General features: G+C 73.0%; 16 protein-coding genes and 1 other RNA gene. 3 read left to right on the plus strand and 14 right to left on the minus strand.

Annotated features, from left to right (window positions below):
* Window positions 1-118: 118 nt before the first annotated feature.
* The 3 genes from RZ50_RS15265 to RZ50_RS15275 all read right to left on the minus strand — a co-directional run bounded on the left by RZ50_RS15265 (window position 119) and on the right by RZ50_RS15275 (window position 2,757).
* Window positions 119-1,729 (minus strand): beta-N-acetylhexosaminidase, encoded by a 1,611-nt coding sequence (locus tag RZ50_RS15265; RefSeq protein ID WP_196947468.1) that lies wholly within the window; start codon window positions 1,727-1,729, stop codon window positions 119-121.
* Between the two features lie 90 nt (window positions 1,730-1,819).
* The gene (locus RZ50_RS15270; RefSeq protein WP_196947467.1) at window positions 1,820-2,098 is read right to left on the minus strand and encodes a DUF3039 domain-containing protein; all 279 of its coding nucleotides are present in this window, start codon (window positions 2,096-2,098) and stop codon (window positions 1,820-1,822) included.
* Window positions 2,099-2,172: 74 nt separating this feature from the next.
* Window positions 2,173-2,757: a YqgE/AlgH family protein gene (locus tag RZ50_RS15275; protein WP_196947466.1), complete on the minus strand. Its 585-nt coding sequence runs from the start codon at window positions 2,755-2,757 to the stop codon at window positions 2,173-2,175.
* Between the two features lie 304 nt (window positions 2,758-3,061).
* On the opposite strand from RZ50_RS15275, the gene murA reads away from it, so the two are divergent.
* Window positions 3,062-4,402: a UDP-N-acetylglucosamine 1-carboxyvinyltransferase gene (murA, locus tag RZ50_RS15280; RefSeq protein WP_196947465.1), complete on the plus strand. Its 1,341-nt coding sequence runs from the start codon at window positions 3,062-3,064 to the stop codon at window positions 4,400-4,402.
* A 72-nt stretch (window positions 4,403-4,474) separates the two neighbouring features.
* On the opposite strand, the gene RZ50_RS15285 is transcribed toward murA, so the two are convergent.
* The 8 genes from RZ50_RS15285 to ftsE all read right to left on the minus strand — a co-directional run bounded on the left by RZ50_RS15285 (window position 4,475) and on the right by ftsE (window position 13,502).
* Window positions 4,475-4,756, minus strand: coding sequence for an HU family DNA-binding protein (locus RZ50_RS15285; protein ID WP_030059737.1), 282 nt, complete (start codon window positions 4,754-4,756; stop codon window positions 4,475-4,477).
* A 510-nt stretch (window positions 4,757-5,266) separates the two neighbouring features.
* Window positions 5,267-6,739: an NAD-dependent malic enzyme gene (locus RZ50_RS15290; RefSeq protein ID WP_196947464.1), complete on the minus strand. Its 1,473-nt coding sequence runs from the start codon at window positions 6,737-6,739 to the stop codon at window positions 5,267-5,269.
* A gap of 386 nt (window positions 6,740-7,125) precedes the next feature.
* On the minus strand, window positions 7,126-9,429 hold the full coding sequence (locus tag RZ50_RS15295) for a UvrD-helicase domain-containing protein (RefSeq protein WP_196947463.1): 2,304 nt from the start codon (window positions 9,427-9,429) through the stop codon (window positions 7,126-7,128).
* A gap of 151 nt (window positions 9,430-9,580) precedes the next feature.
* Window positions 9,581-9,962, minus strand: a transfer-messenger RNA (tmRNA) gene (gene ssrA, locus RZ50_RS15300).
* Window positions 9,963-10,048: 86 nt separating this feature from the next.
* The gene (gene smpB, locus RZ50_RS15305; RefSeq protein WP_196947462.1) at window positions 10,049-10,525 is read right to left on the minus strand and encodes an SsrA-binding protein SmpB; all 477 of its coding nucleotides are present in this window, start codon (window positions 10,523-10,525) and stop codon (window positions 10,049-10,051) included.
* A 44-nt stretch (window positions 10,526-10,569) separates the two neighbouring features.
* Window positions 10,570-11,709 carry a S41 family peptidase gene (locus RZ50_RS15310; protein ID WP_196947461.1) on the minus strand — a complete coding sequence of 380 codons (1,140 nt, stop codon included), beginning with the start codon at window positions 11,707-11,709 and terminating at the stop codon, window positions 10,570-10,572.
* A gap of 113 nt (window positions 11,710-11,822) precedes the next feature.
* Entirely contained in the window at window positions 11,823-12,734 is a 912-nt protein-coding gene (gene ftsX / locus RZ50_RS15315; protein ID WP_196947460.1) for a permease-like cell division protein FtsX, read from the minus strand.
* Between the two features lie 78 nt (window positions 12,735-12,812).
* Window positions 12,813-13,502: a cell division ATP-binding protein FtsE gene (gene ftsE, locus RZ50_RS15320; RefSeq protein WP_196947459.1), complete on the minus strand. Its 690-nt coding sequence runs from the start codon at window positions 13,500-13,502 to the stop codon at window positions 12,813-12,815.
* Window positions 13,503-13,851: 349 nt separating this feature from the next.
* Between ftsE and RZ50_RS15325 the strand changes: the two genes are divergently transcribed.
* A complete protein-coding gene (locus RZ50_RS15325) occupies window positions 13,852-14,046 on the plus strand; it encodes a hypothetical protein (protein WP_196947458.1) in 195 nt (64 codons plus the stop codon).
* Window positions 14,047-14,138: 92 nt separating this feature from the next.
* Here RZ50_RS15325 and prfB read toward each other — a convergent pair whose 3' ends face one another.
* The 3 genes from prfB to RZ50_RS15340 all read right to left on the minus strand — a co-directional run bounded on the left by prfB (window position 14,139) and on the right by RZ50_RS15340 (window position 18,713).
* Window positions 14,139-15,251 (minus strand): peptide chain release factor 2, encoded by a 1,113-nt coding sequence (gene prfB / locus RZ50_RS15330; protein WP_196947457.1) that lies wholly within the window; start codon window positions 15,249-15,251, stop codon window positions 14,139-14,141.
* Between the two features lie 81 nt (window positions 15,252-15,332).
* Window positions 15,333-16,586 carry a serine/threonine-protein kinase gene (locus RZ50_RS15335; RefSeq protein WP_196947456.1) on the minus strand — a complete coding sequence of 418 codons (1,254 nt, stop codon included), beginning with the start codon at window positions 16,584-16,586 and terminating at the stop codon, window positions 15,333-15,335.
* A 249-nt stretch (window positions 16,587-16,835) separates the two neighbouring features.
* Window positions 16,836-18,713, minus strand: a complete 1,878-nt coding sequence (locus RZ50_RS15340; protein WP_217680546.1) for a serine/threonine-protein kinase — start codon at window positions 18,711-18,713, stop codon at window positions 16,836-16,838.
* Window positions 18,714-19,177: 464 nt separating this feature from the next.
* On the opposite strand from RZ50_RS15340, the gene RZ50_RS15345 reads away from it, so the two are divergent.
* A complete protein-coding gene (locus RZ50_RS15345; protein WP_196950232.1) occupies window positions 19,178-21,973 on the plus strand; it encodes an FtsK/SpoIIIE domain-containing protein in 2,796 nt (931 codons plus the stop codon).
* Window positions 21,974-22,499 lie beyond the last annotated feature (526 nt).

A 22,499-nucleotide genomic window follows, 5' to 3' on the forward strand; every position in this document is an offset into this window, starting at 1 on the left:
GGGGCTGCCCGATTGGGATGGATACCGGGCGGTATCTGCCCTGACCCCGGTCGGGCCAGGGCAGATGTTCATCTTCTCTTGACGTCAGATGACCACCCATAAGTTCCCGGGCGGGCGATCACCTCACCGGCGGCGGGCCCTGGATCGGCCGGCCGACCACCCCGGGCCTGCGCTGCCAGGGGTGCGGTCCGTCGGCCGGGCGGTACTCGACGCCGAGCGCGTCCAGCGCCCTCAGGTGGGTCGTCAGCCGCCGCTCGAACCCGGCGTAGTCACGCTCGGCCGGCGCGGCGGGCAGGTCGGACCAGGCGACCTCGGCGAAGGCGACCAGCCGGGGGAAGGCCCGGTAGTCGAGGTCCCGGGCGCTGTCCGCGAACTCGCTCCACAGGTTGGCCTGGGTGCCGATGACGCGCCGGGCGGCGACCACGTCCAGCTGCTCCGGGACGGGCTCGAAGCGGTAGACGTCCTCCAGCGTGCGCACGAAGCCGACCGGGATCGGCTCGTCCGGGCCGTCGGCCTGCCGGTGGTCGAGGTAGACGTGCTGCTCGGGGCACATCACCACGTCGTGCCCGGCCCGCGCGGCGGCGATCCCGCCGCCGAAGCCGCGCCAGGAGGAGACGGCCGCACCCGGGGCGAGGCCCCCCTCCAGGATCTCGTCCCAGCCGATCAGCCGGCGGCCGCGCTCGGCCAGCCACTGGTCGAAGTGCCGGATGACGTGGCTCTGCAGCTCGTCCTCGTTGGCCAGGCCCAGCTCGCGGATCCGGGCCTGGGCGGCGGCGCTGTCCTTCCACTGCTCCTTGGGGCACTCGTCGCCGCCGAGGTGGATGAACTCGGACGGGAACAGCTCCAGGACCTCCTCCAGCACCCCCTCGAAGAAGCGCAGCGTCCCCTCGGAGGCGTTGAGCACGTTGTGGCTCACCCCCCAGTCGGTCCAGACGCCGAGCCCGGCGGTGTCCACCACGTCGGTGTTGCCCAGCTCGGGGTAGGCGGCGACGGCGGCCTGGGTGTGGCCCGGCAGGTCGATCTCCGGGACGACGGTGATCCCGCGCGCGGCCGCGTAGGCGACGATCTCGCGCAGGTCGTCCTGGGTGTAGTAGCCGCCGTGCGGGCGGTCGTCGCGCCGCTGGGCGGCGCGGTAGCCGACCATCGAGCGCTCCCGCCAGGCGCCGCGCGCGGTCAGCGCCGGGTAGCGCTTGATCTCCACCCGCCAGCCCTGGTCGTCGGTCAGGTGCAGGTGCAGCACGTTGAGCTTGTGCACGGCCAGCAGGTCGACGAAGCGCAGCAGGTCGGACTTGGGCAGGAAGTGCCGGGCGACGTCCAGCAGCACGCCGCGCCAGCCGAAGCGGGGGGCGTCCGCGATGTCGGCGCCGGGCAGCACCCAGCCCTCGCGGCGCAGCGGGGAGCGGCGGTGGGCGTCCGGCCCGAGCAGCTGCCGCAGGGTCTGGGCGGCCCACAGCGCCCCGGCCGGGCCGCCGGCGGCGAGCACGGCGTGGCCGGGGCGCACCGTGATCCGGTACGCCTCGGCCGCGAGCGTGTCGTCCTGGACCAGTTCGATGCCGCTGCCCGGCCGGCCCGGACCCAGCGGCAGCCCGGTCGCCGCGGACAGCGTGCCGCGCAGCCAGCGCTCGGCGTCGGCCAGCCCGGGCGGCGCGGTCAGCGTGGTGGTGGCGTCGAGCGCGAAGTCCTCGTCCGGGCGGTGGACGGCACTCGAAGGTGCGGGAATGAGGTCCATCCCGACATCCTGCCCACGCCCGGAACGACCGGCATAGACCGCCGCGGCAAACGCGGTGCTATGCAAAACGGCGTTGCGGAGGACGCCGGACTACTTGTCGTCGCCGTCGCCGCCCTGCGGCTTGCCGATCCCGTCGTAGATCTCCTTGCACATCGGGCAGACCGGGTACTTCTTCGGGTCGCGCCCGGGCACCCACACCTTGCCGCAGAGCGCGACCACCGGGGATCCGGAGAGCGCGCTCTCCATGATCTTGTCCTTCTGGACGTAGTGCGCGAAGCGCTCGTGGTCGCCGTCCCCGTGGGACACCTGTGGGACGGGCTCGACCAGGGTGCCGGTGCCGAGGCCGCGCTCGGGCTCAAGAGTGCTCATGGGTGCCAAGTCTATGGGCGCCCCCGGAAACCGGGCCAGTATCGCGCCACGGCCCCCGGCATCCGGGCGGCCGCTCAGTTCATCGTCGGGTCGTCCGGGTAGGTCGCCAGCAGGGCCAGCGGGCCGCGCTGGCGGCGCAGCACCGAGCGCCACAGCCGCTCCGGCTCGGGGCTGGAGACGTCCCCGGGCTCGCAGTCCACCAGGTACCAGGCGCCGCTCTCCAGCTCCGTCTCCAGCTGGCCCGGCGACCAGCCGGCGTACCCCGCGAAGATCCGCAGGCTCCCCAGCTCGCCGGCCAGCACCTCGGGCGGCGCCTCCAGGTCCACCAGTCCGATCGCGCCGTGCACCCGCCGCCAGCCGAGCGGCTCGCCGGTGCCCGGCTCCCCCGGCGCGACCGCGAGGCCCAGCGCCGAGTCCAGGGCCACCGGCCCGCCCTGGAACACCACCGCGGGCTGTCCGACGAGTCTGTTCCAGCCGTCCAGCACACTGCCCACCTCGACCGGCGTCGGCCGGTTGAGGACCACGCCGAGCGCCCCCTCGGCGTCGTGGTCGAGGAGCAGCACCACCGCCCGCGCGAAGTTCGGGTCGGTGAGCATGGGCGTCGCGACGAGCAGACGGCCGGTGTGGGACCGGCCTGCGTGCGAATGGGCCGCCGTCATGCCTCACATGATCCCGCAGAACGGCACCGGTCGGACACCTCAACGCTCGAAACCGCGCCACGCCGAACGAACACCCGTACGGCCCTGTCGGCGGGCGGGAGACACCCCGGGGAGAGCACCATCACGGGAGAGGCTCACGGGAACCGGCGGCACGCCTACTACCATCTACGTCTGGTGGACGCCCTTGCACGGTGCCGACTCGGTTACGCCGGGGGCCCGGAACGCGCCCGTACGAACGGTCCACCAACGGCTCCTCCCCGGAGCCCCCTCCCCGAATCCTCTGGCACCCCGGATTGCGAGAACGATGACCGACGACGTCCTGCTGGTCCACGGCGGAAACCCGCTCGAAGGCGAGATCCGTGTCCGCGGTGCGAAGAACCTGGTCCCCAAGGCCATGGTCGCCGCCCTCCTCGGCCAGGGTCCCAGCAGACTGCGCAACGTCCCGGACATCCGCGACGTCAAGGTGGTCCGCGGCCTGCTGCAGTTGCACGGCGTGACCGTGCGCACCGGCGACGAGGACGGCGAGCTGATCCTCGACCCCTCGCACGTCGAGAGCGCCAACGTCGCCGACATCGACGCGCACGCCGGCTCCTCGCGGATCCCGATCCTGTTCTGCGGCCCGCTGCTGCACCGCCTCGGCCACGCCTTCATCCCGGGCCTCGGCGGCTGCGACATCGGCGGCCGCCCGGTCGACTTCCACTTCGAGGTGCTGCGCCAGTTCGGCGCCACCATCGAGAAGCACCCGCAGGGCACCTACCTGGTCGCCCCGCAGCGGCTGCGCGGCACCAGGATCGAGCTGCCCTACCCCTCGGTCGGCGCGACCGAGCAGGTGCTGCTCACCGCGGTGCTCGCCGAGGGTGTCACCGAGCTGCGCAACGCGGCCATCGAGCCGGAGATCGTCGACCTGATCTGCGTCCTGCAGAAGATGGGCGCGATCATCACGCTCGGCACCGACCGGACCATTCTGATCACCGGTGTGGACGAGCTCAACGGCTACACCCACCGCGCGCTGCCGGACCGCCTGGAGTCCGCCTCCTGGGCCTGCGCGGCGCTGGCCACCAAGGGCGACATCTACGTCCGCGGCGCCCGCCAGCTGGAGATGATGACCTTCCTCAACACCTTCCGGAAGGTCGGCGGCGCCTTCGAGGTGGACGACGAGGGCATCCGCTTCTGGCACCCGGGCGGCGAGCTCAAGGCGATCGCCCTGGAGACCGACGTGCACCCGGGCTTCCAGACCGACTGGCAGCAGCCGCTGGTGGTCGCGCTGACCCAGGCCACCGGGCTGTCCATCGTGCACGAGACGGTGTACGAGTCGCGCCTGGGCTTCACCGGCGCGCTGAACCAGATGGGCGCGCACATCCAGCTGTACCGCGAGTGCCTGGGCGCCACCCCGTGCCGCTTCGGCGCGCGCAACTTCCTGCACTCCGCGGTCGTCTCCGGCCCGTCCAAGCTGATCGGCGCCGAGCTGGTCATCCCGGACCTGCGCGGCGGCTTCTCGTACCTGATCGCGGCGCTGGCGGCCGAGGGCACCTCGACCGTGCACGGCATCGACCTGATCAACCGCGGCTACGAGAACTTCATGGACAAGCTGCGCGACCTGGGCGCCCACGTCGAGCTGCCCAGCGAGCAGCTCGTCGACGCCTGACGGCCGGGCACACACGGCGAGAGGCCGGGCTCCCCGCGGGGAGCCCGGCCTCTCGGGCGTTCAAGGGGTGACTCAGGCGCCCTTGGCGGCTTCCTTCAGCTTGGAGCCGGCGCTGACCTTGGCGCTGTAGCCGGCCGCGATCTGGATCGGCTCGCCGGTCTGCGGGTTGCGGGCGGTGCGGGCAGCGCGGTGGGTGCGCTCGAAGGTCAGGAAACCGGGGATGGTGACCTTCTCGTCGCCCTTGGCGACGACCTCGCCGACGATCTCGGCGAAGGCGGCCAGAACGGCGTCGGCGTCCTTGCGGGTCACCTCGGCGCGCTCGGACAGCGCGGCCACCAGCTCACTGCGGTTCATGTGTACTCCTGTGGTCTGTTCGCTTGCGGTGTGCGGGGGCCCATCGGTGCTCCCACCGGGGGGCACCCGGATGGGCCGCAGGTCCGCACACTGTGCTCATGCAGGCAATGCGTGGTCGCGGGCCGGGCCGTACCCGTTGCCGCGCGCCGGTGCCCTACGAGGGGCCCGCCCGCCTGCCTGGGAACGAATCCTGCCCCGACCGGCCCCGAGAAAGCCAATCGGGCCCCGGCAGAACCACCCGAACATCGCCCGCCCGTTGGAGGTGTGACGCTCCGTCGGCTCCGGTGGACCGGGCGCGGGCGGCGGTCGGGACGACTCGCCGGAAGACCAGGGGGACGTTCCGTACTTGTCGGACACGCCTGCCCCGTGCAGGGCTACCGTACGCCCTAGGACTGACAAGCCCAAACACGCCCCTCGCCCTTGTGTCGCAAGGGTTCGGGGCGGGCTCGGGTGGGTATGGCCGCTAATCGGACATTTGGGCGATCAGCGACACATCGTCAGGCCCCGCCGTCAGAGCTTGACGGTGGGGAAGGCGGCGGTGTCGAGGGTGCCGACGATGCCGGGGGTCGGACGGGCCGGTGCGGGGGCCTCCTGGGCACCGGCCAGGGCCGCCTCGCGCACCGCGGCGGCGACGGTCTTGGCGACGTCCTTGTGGAAGACGCTCGGGATGATGTAGTTCGCGTTGAGCTCGTCGTCGGCGACGGTGGTGGCCAGCGCCCGGGCGGCGGCGATCATCATCTCGGTGTTGACCGTGCGGCTCTGGGCGTCCAGCAGGCCGCGGAAGACACCCGGGAAGACCAGCACGTTGTTGATCTGGTTCGGGAAGTCGCTGCGGCCGGTGGCGACCACGGCGGCGGTCTGCCGGGCGATGGCCGGGTCGACCTCCGGGTCCGGGTTCGCCAGCGCGAAGACGATCGCGTCCTCGGCCATGGTGGCCAGGTCGTCGCCGTCCAGCACGTTCGGGGCCGAGACGCCGATGAAGACGTCGGCGTCCGCCACGGCCTCCTTGAGGCTGCCGGTGCGGCCCGAACGGTTGGTGTGCTCGGCGATCCAGCGCAGGCTGTCGTCGAGGTCCGCACGGCCCTGGTGGACCACGCCGTGCACGTCCGCCACGGTGGCGTGCTCGACGCCGGCCGCCAGCAGCAGCTTGAGGATCGCGGTGCCGGCGGCGCCGGCGCCCGACATCACCACGCGGATGTCGCCGATCTCCTTGCCGACCACCTTCAGCGCGTTGGTGAGGGCGGCCAGCACCACGATCGCGGTACCGTGCTGGTCGTCGTGGAAGACCGGGATGTCCAGGGCCTCGCGCAGCCGTGCCTCGATCTCGAAGCAGCGCGGCGCGGAGATGTCCTCCAGGTTGATGCCGGCGAAGCCGGGGGCGATCGCCTTGACGATGGCGACGATCTCGTCACTGTCCTGGGTGTCCAGGCAGATCGGCCAGGCGTCGATGCCGGCGAAGCGCTTGAACAGGGCCGCCTTGCCCTCCATGACCGGCAGCGCGGCCTCCGGGCCGATGTTGCCCAGGCCCAGCACGGCCGAGCCGTCGGTGACCACCGCGACGCTGTTGCGCTTGATGGTGAGGCGGCGGGCGTCCTCGGGGTTCTCGGCGATCGCCATGCAGACCCGGGCGACACCCGGGGTGTAGATCATGCTGAGGTCGTCACGGTTGCGGATCGGCAGCTTCGAGGACATCTCGATCTTGCCGCCGAGGTGCATCAGGAAGGTCCGGTCCGAGACCTTGCCGATCGACACGCCGTCGATCGTCCGCAGCTTCTCGACGATCTCCTCGCCGTGCGCGACCGAGGAGGCCGCCACGGTCACGTCGATCCGCAGCGCCTCCAGGCCGGAGGCGGTGACGTCGAGACCGGTCACCGATCCGCCGGAGGACTCCACAGCGGTGGTGATCGCACTGACCGCGTTGCCGCGGGCCGGGACCTCCAGGCGCACCGTGATCGAGTTGGAGACACTGGGTACCGTCGCCATCGACGCTTCCTTCTTCCGTCTGTCCCGCAGGCTCAACATTTTGTTGAAGGCATCGCCTGCGCATGCTAGACCTCGATCGTCGCACCTTCCAAGGGGTTGCCAGAAATAACGTTCATTGAGTGTGCGGACCCGACAACCCGGACACATCGCGCCCTCGCCACATCCGGTCCGATCCCGGTCCGATCCCGGTCCGGCGGCGTCCACTCCTTGCCTCTCCGGGCCGATGCGTTACATTGGACGGGACACCGGCTCGATCCAAGCCCCCGGGCCCAACCTTCGTCCCTTCGAGGGACCACTTGCCGCGAGGCGAGCATGGCGGGTCGGTGTCGTCAACGTCTGAAGGCCCCTCACCGATCGGTGAGGGGCCTTCGTCGTGTCACGGACCGTCAGCCGTGCAGCAGCGCGGGCACGCCGGCCGCGTCCGGCAGGTCGTCCGGGCCGGACAGCACGGTCAGCCGCTGGGTCGCCCGGGTCAGCGCCACGTACAGCACCCGCAGGCCGGCCTCCGACTCGCCGGCGATGCCGGTCGGGTCGGCGACCACCGTCGCGTCGTACTCCAGGCCCTTGGCCTCCAGGCTGCCCAGCGCCACCACGCGCTCGCTCAGGCCCTCGGTCCAACCGGCCGCCTCGTCCCGGCGGTCCATCGGCACCACGATCGCCACGGTGCCGTCCACCTCGCCCAGCAGCCGCTCCAGCTCGGCCCGGGCGGCCGCGCCGAAGGCCTCCGGCGCGGGGTCGGCGACGGCCGCGAAGCGCGGCTCCACGCCGACGTGGCGCACCGCGCTCGGCGAGGGGGTCCCCGGCGCGGCCAGCGCCAGCACCTTGGCCGCCACCTCGGCGATCTCGGCCGGGTTGCGGTAGTTGACGGTCAGCGTGAAGCGGCGGCGCGGCTTGCCGGAGAGCACCTCGTCCAGCGCGGACTGGGCCTCCTGCGGGAACGGCCAGGAGGACTGCGCGGGGTCCCCGACGATCGTCCAGGTGGCCATCCGGGACCGGCGGCCGATCATCCGCCACTGCATCGGGGTGAGGTCCTGGGCCTCGTCCACGATGACGTGCGCGTACTCCCTGCGCTCGACCGGCTGGCGGTCACGCTGGCGGGCGCTGCGGTCGGCGAAGGTGGTGACCTCCTCCAGGCCGGTCAGCAGGTCCACCGCGTCCACCTCGCGGACCTTCGGACGGGCCGGCTCGCCGAGCAGCACCTGCAGCTCGTCCACCAGCGCGACGTCGTGCGCGGACAGCGCGCCCTCCCCCTCCGGGGACAGGTGACGCCAGGAGGCGGCCAGCAGCCTGGCCTCGTCCGGGGTGACGGCGCGGCGGGCGATCCGGTTGGTGTGCCGGCTCTGCTTGAGCGTGCCGAGCACCCGGCGCGGGGTCAGGGCCGGCCACCAGGCGTCCAGGAAGTCCAGGAACGGCGGCTCGTCCGAGACGTACTCGTCGAAGGACTCCTTCTCCTCCTGGCGCTGCTCGCGGGCGAAGTGGTCGGTGGGCCTGGGCAGGTGCCTGGTCGCCTCCAGCCACAGGGCGTCCAGCAGCAGCCGGCGGGCGCGCGGGCGCAGCAGGTTCAGGGGGGTGCCGCCGGAGCCCACCACGTTGCCGCGCACGGCCTTGAGCCGGCCGGCGTCCAGCTTCAGCACCTCGCCGCGGGCGACCACCTTGAGCTCCTGCGGCGCGCCGAGCTCCAGCGCCGCCCGGGCGGCCCGGCGCAGCAGCTGCACCATCCGGGCCGAGCCCTTGACCCGGGCCGTCTCCGGGGTGTCGTAGGTGCCCGCCTCGATGCCGTCCACCAGCGAGCCGATCGCGCGGATGGCGACCTGGCCCTCCTCCCCCAGCGCGGGCAGCACGCCCTCGGTGTAGGAGACCAGCAGCGGGGTCGGCGAGACCACCAGGATGCCGCCGGCGTAGCGGCGGCGGTCCTGGTAGAGGAGGTAGGCGGCGCGGTGCAGGGCGACGGCCGTCTTGCCGGTGCCCGGGCCGCCGGTGACCAGCGTGGCGCCGGCGGCCGCGGCGCGGATCACCTCGTCCTGCTCCTTCTGGATGGAGGAGACGATGTCGCGCATCGAGTGGCTGCGGGCCCGGCCCAGGGAGGCCATCAGCGCGCCGTCACCGACCACGGCCAGCTCCTCGCCGTCCAGGGTCGGGGTGAGGTCGGGGCGCAGCAGGTCGTCCTCGACGCCGATCACCTTGCGACCCTTGGAGCGGATCACCCGGCGGCGGATCACCCGGCCCGGCTCGACCGGGGTCGCGCGGTAGAAGGGCGCGGCGGCCGGGGCCCGCCAGTCGATCACCAGCGGGCCGTACTCGGCGTCCAGCACGCCGAGGCGGCCGATGTGGAGGGTCTCCGCGACGGCCGGGTCGGCCGGGTCCAGCGGGGTGTCGGACGGGATGCCGTGCTCCTCCGGGGCGTCCGCCCGCTGGAGGTCGATCCGGCCGAACAGGAAGTCCTCGAACTCGCTGTTGAGCCGCTGGAGGTGGGCGCCGGCCCGGTAGACCTGGGCGTCGCGCTCGGCGAGGGCGCCGGGAGTACCGACCTGGACCCGCTTGGCGGCGTCCTCCAGGATGTACTCGGCCTCGGCGAGCTTCTCCTCCAGCCGGTGGTAGACGGTGTCGAGGTGCTGCTGCTCACCGGCGATCTCGCGCTCGCGGACGGTCTCGTGGTCGGTGGCGGGGGTGGTGTCCGTGTTGCTCTGCATGGCCTCGGTGGTTGCGGCGGATATCCCGCTCCGGAAAACGAGCGGACGGATGATCCTACGCCCGGGCGGGCTCGCGCGCCTCACCGGGACCGTAAAATCCGAAGGCCGCCCTCCGCGTGAGCGGTGGACGGCCTTCGGTGTGAACATGGGGTGGTGGAGATGCCGGGAATCGAACCCGGGTCCAGTGGAGTTAATTCAGGGCTTCTCCGAGCGCAGTCCGCTGTGCTTTTCTCGGCCCTGGCGGTCACACGGACAAGCCGCCAACAGGCCCAGCTGCTGTTTGATTTCCCATCCACCCCCGCAGCCCGGGCGGACGGTTGAGTTCCCTAGATTATGCCAGGGTCCGGGTCGGGAACTCCCCGGTCTGACACCCAAGCGCTATCGGTGCTTATTAGGCAGCGAGAGCGAACTGCTGGGAATCGCGCTTAGAGTTGGCGATTATTTTTTTGCGACACGTGGTTAACGAGATCATTGCCGCGTTCCTCGGCTCGCTTCCCCTGTTTCAACATCCCCTGTCGAAACCGATCATCCCCATGTTTTTTTGAGAAACAGCTCGGACGGTGATCGTCCGTGTTGCTGGCGCCATACTACGCGAGGCGGCGGGTGAGGGTCCAGCGGATTAACGCTGGCGTCGGCGGGCCGCCGCCACCGCACGGGCCGTCTCGCGGACGTCCTGCTTCTCGCGCAGCGTCTGGCGCTTGTCGTACAGCTTCTTGCCGACCGCGAGCGCGAGTTCGAGCTTGACCCGGCCGTCCTTGAAGTACAGCGAGAGCGGGACCAGGGTGTGACCGGCGTCGCGGACCTTGGTCTCGATCTTGCGGATCTCCAGCTTGTGCAGCAGCAGCTTGCGCTTGCGCCGGGCCGCATGGTTGGTCCACGTCCCCTGGGTGTACTCGGGGATGAAGACGTTGTCGATCCACGCCTCGTGGTTCTGGATGTAGGCGTAGCCGTCGACCAGGTTGGCCCGCCCCTCGCGCAGTGACTTCACCTCGGTGCCGGTGAGTACGAGGCCGCACTCGTAGGTGTCGAGGATCGTGTACTCGTGTCGCGCCTTCTTGTTCTGCGCGATCAGCTTGTGTCCGGTTTCCTTTGCCATAGCGCGGCCATTCTCGCACTTCGGGGCCGGGAGCGGCAGCTGGTTTAGGCTCGGGTGCCGAGTCCGGCGATGACCCGCAGGGCGAGCGTCCCGGCGTCCTCGCCGGCTCCGGCCGGGACGTCCGGGGTCAGGCCGGTGCCGTCCAGGGAGCGGCCGGCCGGGGTGTGGTAGCGCCCGACGGTCATCTCCAGCACGGCGCCGTCGGCGAGCCTGCTGGGCTGCTGGACGGTGCCCTTGCCGAAGGTGCGGGAGCCCACCACGACCGCGCGGCTGCGGTCCTGCAGGGCACCTGCCAGCAGTTCGGCCGCGCTCATCGTGCCGCCGTCCACCAGCACCACCAGCGGGGTGCGCTGGTCGCCGCCGGGCGGGGCGGTCAGGTCCCTCGTCTCGCCGCGCTCCTGGTACGAGCCGACCGAACCGCCGTCCAGGAAGATGCCGGCGGTGCCGACCGCCTCGTCCACCAACCCGCCGGAGTTGCCGCGCAGATCGAGCACCACGCCGGTGTGCGGGGCGCGCAGGGCGGCGCGCACCTGCTCGGCCACGCCGTTGGTGAAGGCCCGGACGGTGATCCGCAGGACGCCCTTCTCCAGGTGCTCGGCGGTGACCTGCTGACTGTCCAGCAGCACGCGCCGCAGCCGCAGTTCGCGCACCTCCCCGCCGGCCCGCTGCACGGCCAGGGTGACCTCGGAGCCGACCCGGCGCTCGCCGTCCCGGCCGCGCAGCCGGGCGACCACCTCGGTGACCGGCAGCCGGTCGGCCTGGTCAGTGTCGATCCGCAGCAGCCGGTCGCCGGGGGCGATCCCGGCCTCGGCGGCCGGTCCGGCCGGGGTGACCTGGGAGACCGCGGTGACGCCGTCCTCGCCGCGGCCGACCGAGAGGCCGACGCCCAGGTAGCGGCCGTCCAGGCCCTGGCTGAACTCCGCGTACTCCTGGGCGCTGTAGTAGGCGCCCCAGCGGTCGCCGCCGGCCGAGAGCAGGTGCTCGGCCTGCTGCTCGGACAGCGCGGCGCCCGAAGGGTCCGCCGGGAGCGCGGTGTTCGCGGCCGGGACGAGGTCGGCGGCGGCCCGGCGGGGCCGGTCGCCCGGTTCGTCCCAGGCCCCGGAGACGGCACCGGCCAGGAGCACGGCACCGAACGCCAGGCTGAGGGCGGCCACCTGACGCGCCCTGCGCGGAGTTTGCAGCATGGAACCGGAGTCTAGACACCGCGCCGCGCACGACGGGCCCGAACGGTGGACCGCGGAACGGCGACGGCCCCGGACGGCGCAGCGCCGTCCGGGGCCGAAGGAACCGGTGGGGATCAGACCTTGAGGTACTTGCGCAGGGTGAAGAACGCCGCGACACCGGCCATGCCCATACCGACCACGATCAGCAGCGGTATCACCGCGAGCACCGAGCCGAGCCCGATGAAGTGGATGAACTGCACCCGGTCGGCCAGCCAGTTCTGGACGAAGAAGTGCCCACCGATCAGCAGGCCCGAGGCCATCATCGCGCCGAGCAGCGCCGAGAAGGCCGCCTCGGCGATGAACGGCATCTGCACGTAGAAGTTCGAGGCGCCGACCAGGCGCATGATGCCGGTCTCGCGCCGCCTGCTGAACGCCGACACCCGAACGGTGTTGACGATCAGCAGCAGTGCGACGAAGAGCATCAGCACCATGATCACGAAGGCCGCCGTCTGGAGGCCGTTGAGCAGGCCGAAGAGGTTCTCCAGGATCTTCCGCTGGTCCTCGACCGACTTCACGCCCGGCTTCCCCGCGAAGGCGCTCTGGATGACGTCGTACTTGGTCGGGTCGTTGAGCTTGACCCGCCAGGACTGCGGCATCGCGTCCGCACCCAGGACGGAGATGAGCGGGTTGTCCGGGTTCATGTCCTTCCAGTGCTTGTACGCCTCCGCCGAGCTCTCGTAGGTGGACGACTGGACCACCGAACTCATCTTGTCCAGCTGGTCCTTGATGTCCTGGACCTGCTGGTCGGTGGCCGCACCCTTGTCGCACTGCGGCGAGTTGCGGGCATCCGCCTTGGTGCAGAAGTAGATGCTCACCTCGACCTTGTCGTACCAGTACCCCTTCATGGAGTTCACCTGGTCGCGGACCAGGAGCGAGGAACCGGCGAGGGCGAGGGAGAGCGCGACACTGACCACGACCGCGATGGTCATGGTCAGGTTGCGTCGGAGACCCACACCGATCTCCGACAGGACGAACTGGGCACGCATGCGGGAAACAACTCCAGGGTCGGTACTGCTGGGTCTGGCGGTTTCGGGCCGGCGGCCCTACGGTTCAGCGCCGGTCGGTCAGTGCTGGTACCCGTAGACGCCGCGGGCCTGGTCGCGGACGAGCAGCCCCTTGTCGAGTTCGATGACCCGCTTGCGCATCTGGTCGACGATGGCCTGGTCGTGTGTGGCCATCAGCACCGTGGTGCCGGTGCGGTTGATGCGGTCGAGCAGCTTCATGATGCCGACCGAGTTCTGCGGGTCGAGGTTGCCGGTGGGCTCGTCGGCGATGAGCAGCATCGGACGGTTCACGAAGGCACGGGCGATCGCCACACGCTGCTGCTCACCACCGGACAGCTCACCCGGCATGCGGTCCTCCTTGCCGCCGAGGCCGACCAGCTCCAGCACCTCGGGCACCACCTTGCCGATGGCGCTCTTGGGCTTGCCGATCACCTCCAGGGCGAAGGCGACGTTCTGCGCGACCGTCTTGTTCGGCAGCAGGCGGAAGTCCTGGAAGACGGTGCCCAGCTGGCGGCGCATGTGCGGCACCTTCCAGTTGGACAGCTTGCCGAGGTCCTTGCCCAGGACGTGCACCGCGCCCGTGGTGGGGCGCTCCTCCCGCAGGCACAGGCGCAGGAAGGTGGACTTCCCCGAGCCGGACGAACCGACCAGGAAGACGAACTCGCCCTTCTCGATCTCCAGCGAGACGTTGTCCAGGGCGGGACGGTTCTGCTTGGGATAGGTCTTGGAGACGTTGTCGAATCTGATCACGGCTGCATCACGGAGGCCATCCTAGGCGGCGCCAGTCCTCGGTCGATCCGCCCCGGAGGCCCGGTCCTGGGGCGGGCGAAGGGAGCGCAGAGGGCCGCTCCCGGTCTGGGACCATACGCGAATCGGCGACCGGCCCGCAGGAACCGTCCAGGAGGACGGTCGAAATCTGGGGGAGAATGTCCGCCTATGCCCCGAATATTGCGAGCCATCTCACAGCCCGGGAGCCGGAACCGCCAGAACCTGGCAGAGTGGAGGTGGCGACCGCATCCGGCCGCTCCCCCGTACAGGGCAGGAAGAGGAACCAAAGCCCCGTCCGGTGCGTTGGCTGTAGCAGCGAGGAGGAGATCGCATGACCTGCGACCATCTGGTGTGCGCCAACTGCAACGGACGCGTCAGCGACGGGCGTTGCCCGGTGTGCCGCGCCAACCGGGCCCGGCTGCAGGAGCAGCAGGGGCCGTTCGCCGCGCTCTCCCCCGCGATGCTGCTGGCCCTGCTGGCCGGGCTGCTCGCGGTGGTGCTGATCGCCCGGCAGGCGCTGGCCTGAGGCCCCGAAGACCGGAGCAACGTACCGGAAGGCCCCCGACCACTGTGGTCGGGGGCCTTCCGCGCGTTCCGGTGCGTTTTGCTCCGCGGCGCCTACTGGGCGGCGGTCTCGCGCTGCTTGCGCCAGCGGATGCCGGCCTCGATGAAGCCGTCGATGTCGCCGTCCAGGACGGCCTGCGGGTTGCCGGCCTCGAACGCGGTGCGGACGTCCTTCACCATCTGGTACGGGTGCAGCACGTAGGAGCGCATCTGGTTGCCCCAGGAGCTGCCGCTGTCCTTGAGCGCGTCCATCGCCGCCTTCTCCTCCTGGCGGCGCTGCTCCAGCAGCTTCGCCTGGAGGACGTTCATCGCGGACGCCTTGTTCTGGATCTGCGAGCGCTCGTTCTGGCAGGAGACCACGATGCCGGTCGGGAGGTGCGTGATGCGCACCGCCGAGTCGGTGGTGTTGACGCCCTGGCCACCGGGGCCGGAGGCGCGGTAGACGTCCACCCGCAGGTCGCCCTCGTCGATGTCGACGTGGTCGGCCTGCTCGACGACCGGGAGCACCTCGACACCGGCGAAGGAGGTCTGCCGGCGGCCCTGGTTGTCGAACGGGGAGATGCGGACCAGGCGGTGGGTGCCCTGCTCGACGGAGAGGGTGCCGTAGGCGTAGGGCGCCTTCACGGTGAAGGTCGCGGACTTGATGCCGGCCTCTTCGGCGTACGAGGTGTCGTACACCTCGGTGGGGTACCCGTGCCGCTCGGCCCAGCGCAGGTACATGCGCATCAGCTGCTCGGCGAAGTCGGCGGCGTCCACGCCACCGGCCTCGGCACGGATGTTGATCAGCGCCTCGCGGGCGTCGTACTCGCCGGACAGGAGGGTGCGGACCTCCAGCTCCTCGACCGCCTTCTGGAGCGAGACGAGTTCGGCCTCCGCCTCGACGCGGGTGTCCGCGTCGTCCTCGGCCTCGGCCAGCTCGAACAGCACGCCCAGGTCGTCGATGCGGCCGCGAAGGCCCTCGACCCGGCGCAGTTCGCCCTGGAGGAAGGAGAGCCGGCTGGTCACCTTCTGCGCGTTCGCGACGTCGTCCCACAGGGTGGGGGCGGCTGCCTCCTCCTCCAGGACCGCGATGTCGGCCCGGATCTTGTCCAGGTCGAGGACGGCCTCGATCGACCCCATGGTCGTATCGAGGTTCTTGAGCTCTTCGGAAGGATCGACGGCTGCCACGCCCCCAGGGTAATGGCTCCGGGGGTGGTCATGACGACACCCCCGTGTCGGACGGGGCTGACACCCCCGTGCCGGATGGGGCTAGGGAGCCCTCGGGGCGGTGCCCTGCACGGCCGGGCGGGCCGGGTGTCCGTGGTCCGGGGCGGTCGCCGCGAAGGCCGTCCAGGCCGCTGCGGCACCCGCCAGCAGCAGGACGGTGGCCAGCAGCACGGCCAGCATCCGGCGGCGGCGCAGCAGTGCCTGGCGGTCCCGGCGGTGGCCCGGGGGCGTGCGCTGGGCGCGGGACTCGGCGGCGTACGCGGCCAGCTGGTCGGCCGAGGGGCGGCGCAGGCTGGTGTGGGTGTCCCGGGTGGAGTCCGGGGCGATGCCGGGCACCAGCGGGACGGCCGGGCCGCGGCGGCGCTTGTGGGCGCCCGGGGCGGCGTCGATCTCGGCGTAGACGGCCTCGCCGGGGGTCAGTTGCTCCTCGGCCGGGGCGCGGCCCTGGGAGGGCACCGCCAGCACCGGCAGCCCGGCCAGCGAGGGCAGCTGCTCGCGCAGCCGGGAGGCCAGCTCGGCGGCGCGCAGCCGGGAGGCGGGGGCCTTGGCCAGGCACTCGGAGATGATCCGCCACAGCCCGTCCGGCAGGCCGGGGATCGGCGGGACCTGCTCGGTGACGTGCCGGCGCAGCACCGCGCCGGTGTGGCCGCCGCCGAACGGCGTGGAGCCGGCCAGCAGCTCGTACAGCACGGTGGCGAGGGCGTAGATGTCGACGGCGGCGCGCGGCTCCAGGCCCTCGATGATCTCGGGGGCGAGGTAGTCGGGGGTGCCGATGATCCGGGTGGCCCGGGTGCGGCGCGGGGCGTCGACCAGGCGGGCCACGCCGAAGTCGGTGAGCTTGGCGCGCGGGGCGCCGCCCGGGCCGGGGGCGGCGGCGAGGTCGAGCAGGACGTTCTCCGGCTTGACGTCGCGGTGGACGATCCCGGCGGCGTGCGCGGCGGCCAGGCCGTCGGCGACGTCGGCGATGATCGAGGCCGCCACCTGCGGCGGGAGGGCGCCGTCCCGCTCCAGCCGGGAGCGCAGGTCGGTGCCCTGGACCAGCTCCATCACCAGGGCGAGGTCGCTGCCGTCCACGACCATGTCGCGCACGCCGACCACCCGGGGGTGGTCGAGGCTGGTCAGCGCGGTGCGCTCCTGGACGAAGCGGCCGACCAGCACCTGGTCGGCGGCGAGGTCCTCGCGCAGCAGCTTGACCGCCACCGCGCCGTCGGGCCCCTCACCGAGCCAGACCGTCCCGGCCGAGCCCCGGCCGATCACCTGGTGGACGGTGTACCGGCTGCCGATCTTGCGTGCCAATGCTGCTCCGTGGGCGGCGCGGGAGCGCTCCGGGGAGCCCGGTGCGCTCGGTGGGGCGGGACAACAGCGACCAACCTACGCGCCCGGACCCCCTGTCCGGGCCGCCTGAGGGCCGTGGAGCGGGAGTCGCGGGCGAGAAATCTTACGAATTGTCGACAAAGCGTCAATCTCACCGTCCGGCCGGTCCGGAGCCGGTGCCGGACCGACACCTGACCCGCCGTCGCCCACCCGCGCCCCGCCGTCCGACCGCTAGTTGCTGCCGATGGTGCTGTTCACCCAGTCGCGCGCGGTGTCGAACCAGCCCACCACATTGTCCCAGTAGTGCGGAAGCGGCGTGAAGCTCCACAGCGCCACCGAGGCCACGCCCAGCACCAGCAGCACCATCAGGCAGCCCTTGAGACAGCCGAGGCCCGGGATGTACATCCGGTTGCGGCTGCGCGGGCGCCGCTCGCGCGGCGGGGCGGGCTCGCGGCGGGGCGGCGCGGGCGGCTCCTCGCGGGGCCGCGGGGGCTCCCGGTGCTGCGGCGCGGGCGGCTCGGCCCGGCGCGGCACCGGGGTGGGCGGGGGCGGCGGCGGGTAGCCGCCCTGCGACTGGCCGTACCCGGCCGGGGCCTGCCGGTAGCTGCCCGGGGGCTGCGGACGGCCGCCCTGCGGGCCCTGCCCGGCCTGGTGCCCCGCCTGCGGCCCGCCCTGGTTCCCCGCCTGGTAGGGCGGCGGGGCGACCGGCGGGCGCTGGGCGTAGCCGGGCGGCGGGCCCTGGCGGCGCGGGTCCTGGCGGTAGCCGGCCGGCGGCTGCTGCTGCGGGCCGGGCCGTCCGCCCGGTCCCGCCTGGTAGGGCTGCGGGGCGACCTGCGGCTCCTCGAAGTCCTCCGGTCCGAAGTAGCCGACCTGGGTCTGCTGGTTGCGGTCGCGCGCCGCGCGCAGCTGGGTCTGCCACGGGTGCGGCGCCTCCTCCTGCGCCCCGGCCGGCCCGGCGGGCGGGGGCGGCGGCACGGCGGCGGGCGGCATCACCTGGGTGCGGTCCGGGACGCCGTACGGGGGCGCGGGCGGCGGCTGGGTGCCCATCACCCGGGTCGCGGCGGCCGGGTCGTACTGCGGTCCGCCCGGGGGCGGCGGCAGCACCTGGGTGTGGTCCTCGGCGCCGGGAGCGCCCGGCACCGGACCGGGGAAGGCGCCCAGGACGGCGCCCGTGGTGCCCGGGACGGTCGTCGGCTGCGGGTCCGGCAGCAGCAGGGCGCCGACCGCCAGCGCCTCGTCCACCGCGGCCGGCGAGGCGTGCACGCCCACCCCGGCGGCGACCACCCGCAGGGCGCGGGCCAGCGAGGTGGCGCTCGGCCGCTGGGCAGGGTCCTTGCGCAGGCAGCGCTCGATCACCGTCCAGAGCGGCTCGGGCATCGTGCTGGGCCGCTGCGGCTCCTGCGACAGGTGGGCCTGGAGGACCGCGAGCGCGGAGTCGCCCTGGAACGGCTGGCGGCCGGTGACCAGCTCGTAGAGCATGATCCCGGCGCCGTAGACGTCCACCGCGGAGGTCTGCGGGCGGCCCTCGGCGGACTCCGGCGCGACGTACGCGGGGGTGCCGACGAACTCGTGGGTACGGGTGACGCCCGGGGAGTCGGCGAGCCGGGCGATGCCGAAGTCGGTCAGCATCGGGTGCATCTGCTCGGTGCCGCCCACCAGGGTGGAGGCGAGCAGCACGTTGGCCGGCTTGAGGTCGCGGTGGACGATCCCGTCCTCGTGGCTGGCCGCCAGCGCGTCCGCGACCTGGGCCATCAGCAGGGCGCCCGCGATCGGGCTGAACGGGCCGTTGGCGCGCAGGTAGCGGGCCAGGTCGGGGCCCTCCACCAGGTCCATCACCAGGGCCAGCAGCTCGCCCTCGACGACCAGGTCGCGGACCCGGACGATGTTGGGGTGGGTCAGCCGCAGCAGCAGCGAGCGCTCGCGCAGGAAGCGCATCACCACGTCCGGGTCGGCCGCCAGTTCCTCGCGCAGCACCTTGATCGCCACCTGCTGCCCGGGCTCGCTGCCCGGCACCTGGGCGTCCGGACGCACCAGACCGCGCCAGACGGTCCCGGTCGCACCCCGACCCAGGGTCTCATCGAGCAGATACTTGCTGCCGACTGGCCGCACCTTGTCGCACTCCTCGCCGTGCCGCCCGCGCGGGGCGCTCCTCCGCAGGTGCGGTGAGCCTGCCGGGCCCGTGTTTGCGGCCACTCTAACGGTGTCCGTTCTGCTTTTCGGGGTGACCGGCAGGCCATCCGAGCGGGGTTGGGGGACATCCCCTAGGGGAGTTCCCGGAGCCGGTCGCACGGGCCCGTCGGGGGCCGTCGCGGCGGCGGTGCCGACGGTGGCCCCGGCCGTGGTCGCGGTGGCCGTTGCGGCCCCGGTTGACCTGACTCTGCGTCGCCTCCAACATGGCGATGATCGCAAGATCGTCAAATCCGGTACGGTGCGCGGACTGTCCACGCCGGATGGCAGGATGGACACTCGCCACTCGTGTGGCCCAAAGGGCCGCCGCGTCCGCCCCGAGCGTCCGCGACGGCACCGGACAGCGGTACCAGGCATCACACCAGCAGAAGGGACCCGCGGGCGAGATGCAGATCCGGCTGACCGTCCTCCGACCGCGCAGCGGACCGACCGCCGCCGGCTCCGCCATCCCCTACGTGGACGTGCTGGTCACCGCGCCCGTCGGTACCGCGCTCGGCTCCATCGCGGGCGCGCTCGCGGGCGCCGTAGGCGTGCGCGGGCCGCGGGCCGCCACCCATGTGCACCTGTACGCCGGGGCGCACCGGGTGGACGAACACACCCTGCTCGGCCACCCCCCGCTGCTCGACGGCGCCGTCCTCAGCCTCAACGAGCCCGACCCGACCGCCGACGACCCCGACGACGGCCCCGCCGCCGCCGAACTGCGGGTGATCGGCGGCCCGGACGCCGGCGGCGTGCACCGGCTGCACGGCCGGGAGATCCGGATCGGGCGCTCCGGCGAGGCCGACGTCCCGATCGACGACCCGGACGTCTCCCGGCTGCACCTCTCCCTGCACCTCGGCGAGGACGGCCGGATCGCCGTCCGCGACCTCGGCTCCACCAACGGCACCACCCTGGACGGCCGGATCGTCCCGCCCGGCCCCGCGGAGACCGCCGTCCCGCTGGAGAACGGCGCACTGCTGCGGATCGGCGAGTCCACCCTCCAGCTGTTCGAACCGACCGGTGAGCCCGCCCGCGCCGCCCTGCCCGACGGCAACGGCCACCTCCAGCTCGCCGCCCCCGGCCCGGTCCGCCCCGCACCGCCCGTCATCGAACCGCCCACCGCCCCCGAACCCTCCCCCGCCCGCAGCCGCGGCCTGTTCTCGCTGCTCCCCGGCCGCGCCGCCGAGCCGCCCGGCCAGGGCAGCGCCGAGCGCCACCACACCGCCGTACGGCTGCGCCAGACCGCCGCCCAGCGCGAACGCTGGCCCGACCTCGCCACCGTGCTGCTCAACGCCGTCGGCCCCGGCCCCCGGCTCTGGGAGCGCGGCCCCGGCCACCCCGACGCGCTCACCCTGCGCCTCGGCACCGGCGACCGCCCCGGCGGCCCCGGCACCACGCCCGGCACCATGCTGCCCGCCGTCCCGGTCACCCTCGACCTGCAGACCGCCGGCAGCCTCGGGCTCAGCGGCCCGCGCGAGCGCCTCGACGCGCTCACCCGCGCCGTCGTCGCCCAGCTCGCCGCCCTGCACCCGCCGACCGGGCTCAGCCTGGTCGTGGTCGACGCCGACCCCGCCCGCAGCCCCGAGGACCGCGTCGACACCTGGGCCTGGGCGCTCTGGCTGCCCCACCTGCGCCCCGCCGACGGCCAGGACTGCCGACTGCTGCTCGGCTTCGACGACGAACAGGCCACCGCCCGGCTCACCGAGCTCACCGCCCGGCTCAGCGGCCCGACCGGCCTCGGCGGCCACCCCGCCACCGTGGTCGTGGTCGACGGCCGCCCCGCCACCGAGACCGCCCGGCACGCGCTCGACCTGCTGCTGCGCCAGGGCCCCGCCGTCGGCATCTTCCCGATCTGCCTCGCCGAACAGCCCGAACTGCTCCCCCGGGGCCTCGGCGCCACCGCGCTGATCACCGGCGAGGTCGGCACCCAGCTCTCGCTGAACCGCCCCGTCGCCCGCGGCCGGGAGACCCTGCACGAGGTCTCGCTGGACGCCGTCGCCGACGCCTGGGCCGAGCGGCTGGCCCGCGCCCTCGCCCCGCTGTGCGAGGCCGCCCCCGCCGCCCGCGGACCGCTGCCCGACGCGCTGCGCCTGCTCGACCTGCTCCAGCTCGACACCGTCACCCCGGCCAAGCTGTCCGCCCGCTGGGCCGCGCACGCCGGCGGCATCGGCGCCGCCACCGCACTGCTCGGCACCACCCGCGACGAGCTGTGCACGCTCGACCTCGCCGACCCCGAGCTCGCCCTCCCCTCCCCCGACCCCGGCGGCCCGCACCTGCTGATCGGCGGCGCCCGCGGCTCCGGCAAGACCGAACTGCTACGCACCCTGGTCGCCTCGCTCGCCGTCTCCGAGCGGCCCGAGCGCCTCGCCGTCACGATCATCGAGGGCCGGGCCACCACCGACGACCAGGACGGCCTGGACGGCTGCACCGAGCTGCCGCACGTCACCGGCCGGGTCAACGCCGCCGCCGACCCCCGGGCCGCGCTGCTCGCGGCGGAGGCACTGGAGGACGAACTCGCCCTGCGGGAGCGGCTGTTCGACGGACTGGACTTCGCCTCCTGGCACGCGACCCGGATACTGGACGCGGACCACCCCCAGGTGCCGGTCACCGTCGGCGCCGCCTCGGCGTCGGCTCCGCGCGTCATCCCGCCGCGCAGCGCCGAGGGCCCCCGGCCCGCCCCCTCCCCCTCCGGGCCCGTCCCCGCCCGGCTGATCGTCGTCGTCGACGACTACGACGCCCTGCTCTCCCCCACCTCCCCGGCCGGCCGCCCGCTCGCCCGCGCCCTCGCCGCCGTCGCCCGGCGCGGCGGCCCGCTCGGCATCCACCTCGCGGTCGCCACCGGCCGACCGGAGGAGAGCTCCGGCACCGAGGTCGACGAGGCCGCCCTGCTCCGCATCGCGCTGCGCACCGAGGACCCGGCCGACTCCGACCTGCTGATCCACCTCGGCGACGCGGCCGCCCTCCCCGAGAACACCCCCGGCCGCGGCTACCTGCGCCGACCGGACGGCGGCGTCACCGCCTTCCAGGCCGCCCGGATCAGCGGCCGCATCCCCCGCACCGCCACCCTGCGCCCCACCGTCGTCGCGATAGACCCCCTCCAGCTCGGCGCCCCACCCGCCCGCCGCCCCGTCCGCGAACTCGGCAACGGCCCCACCGACCTCGCCCTGCTCGCCAGCGCCCTCCAGCGCGCCGCCTCCCGGTAGCCCCCCTCCCGGCCCGCCCCACAGGGGCGGTCAGCAACGAATCCGGTGAACGACCTCCTCCTGGGCGGGCCCGTGTCAGGTGACACGGGCCCGCCCAAAACTGCCCTCCAGGGACAGCGACAGCGGGCCGAATAAGCGCCCAAAACCACCAGAGACACAGATCCTCTGGGGCGGGCCCGGGCGCAAGCACCCGGGCCCGCCCAAAGAAGCAGCCTCCTACGAACCCGTCGCCGCTTCGGCACGCCCGAAGCGGCGACGGCGCGATCCGGCACCACGCGCGTAGGAAGTCGGCCATCCCGACTTCCTGCGCAGAAGCCGGGATGGCTTTGGATCAATCGCAGATTCTTTCTCCGCCCCGCCCCGCCGCGACAACGATCGCGGCGGGGCGGAACGCGATACAGGGCCAGCTTTGAACGAACTAGAACGGGCGGGCCCGCGTGCAAGCACACGGGCCCGCCCAAACACCGAGTGCCCCGCCCGCCCACCCTTTCCAGGAACCGCGAAGCAACGGCGGCCCCGGCCAAGC

The sequence above is a fragment of the Kitasatospora sp. SUK 42 genome (assembly GCF_015776785.2).
Lineage (GTDB): Bacteria > Actinomycetota > Actinomycetes > Streptomycetales > Streptomycetaceae > Kitasatospora.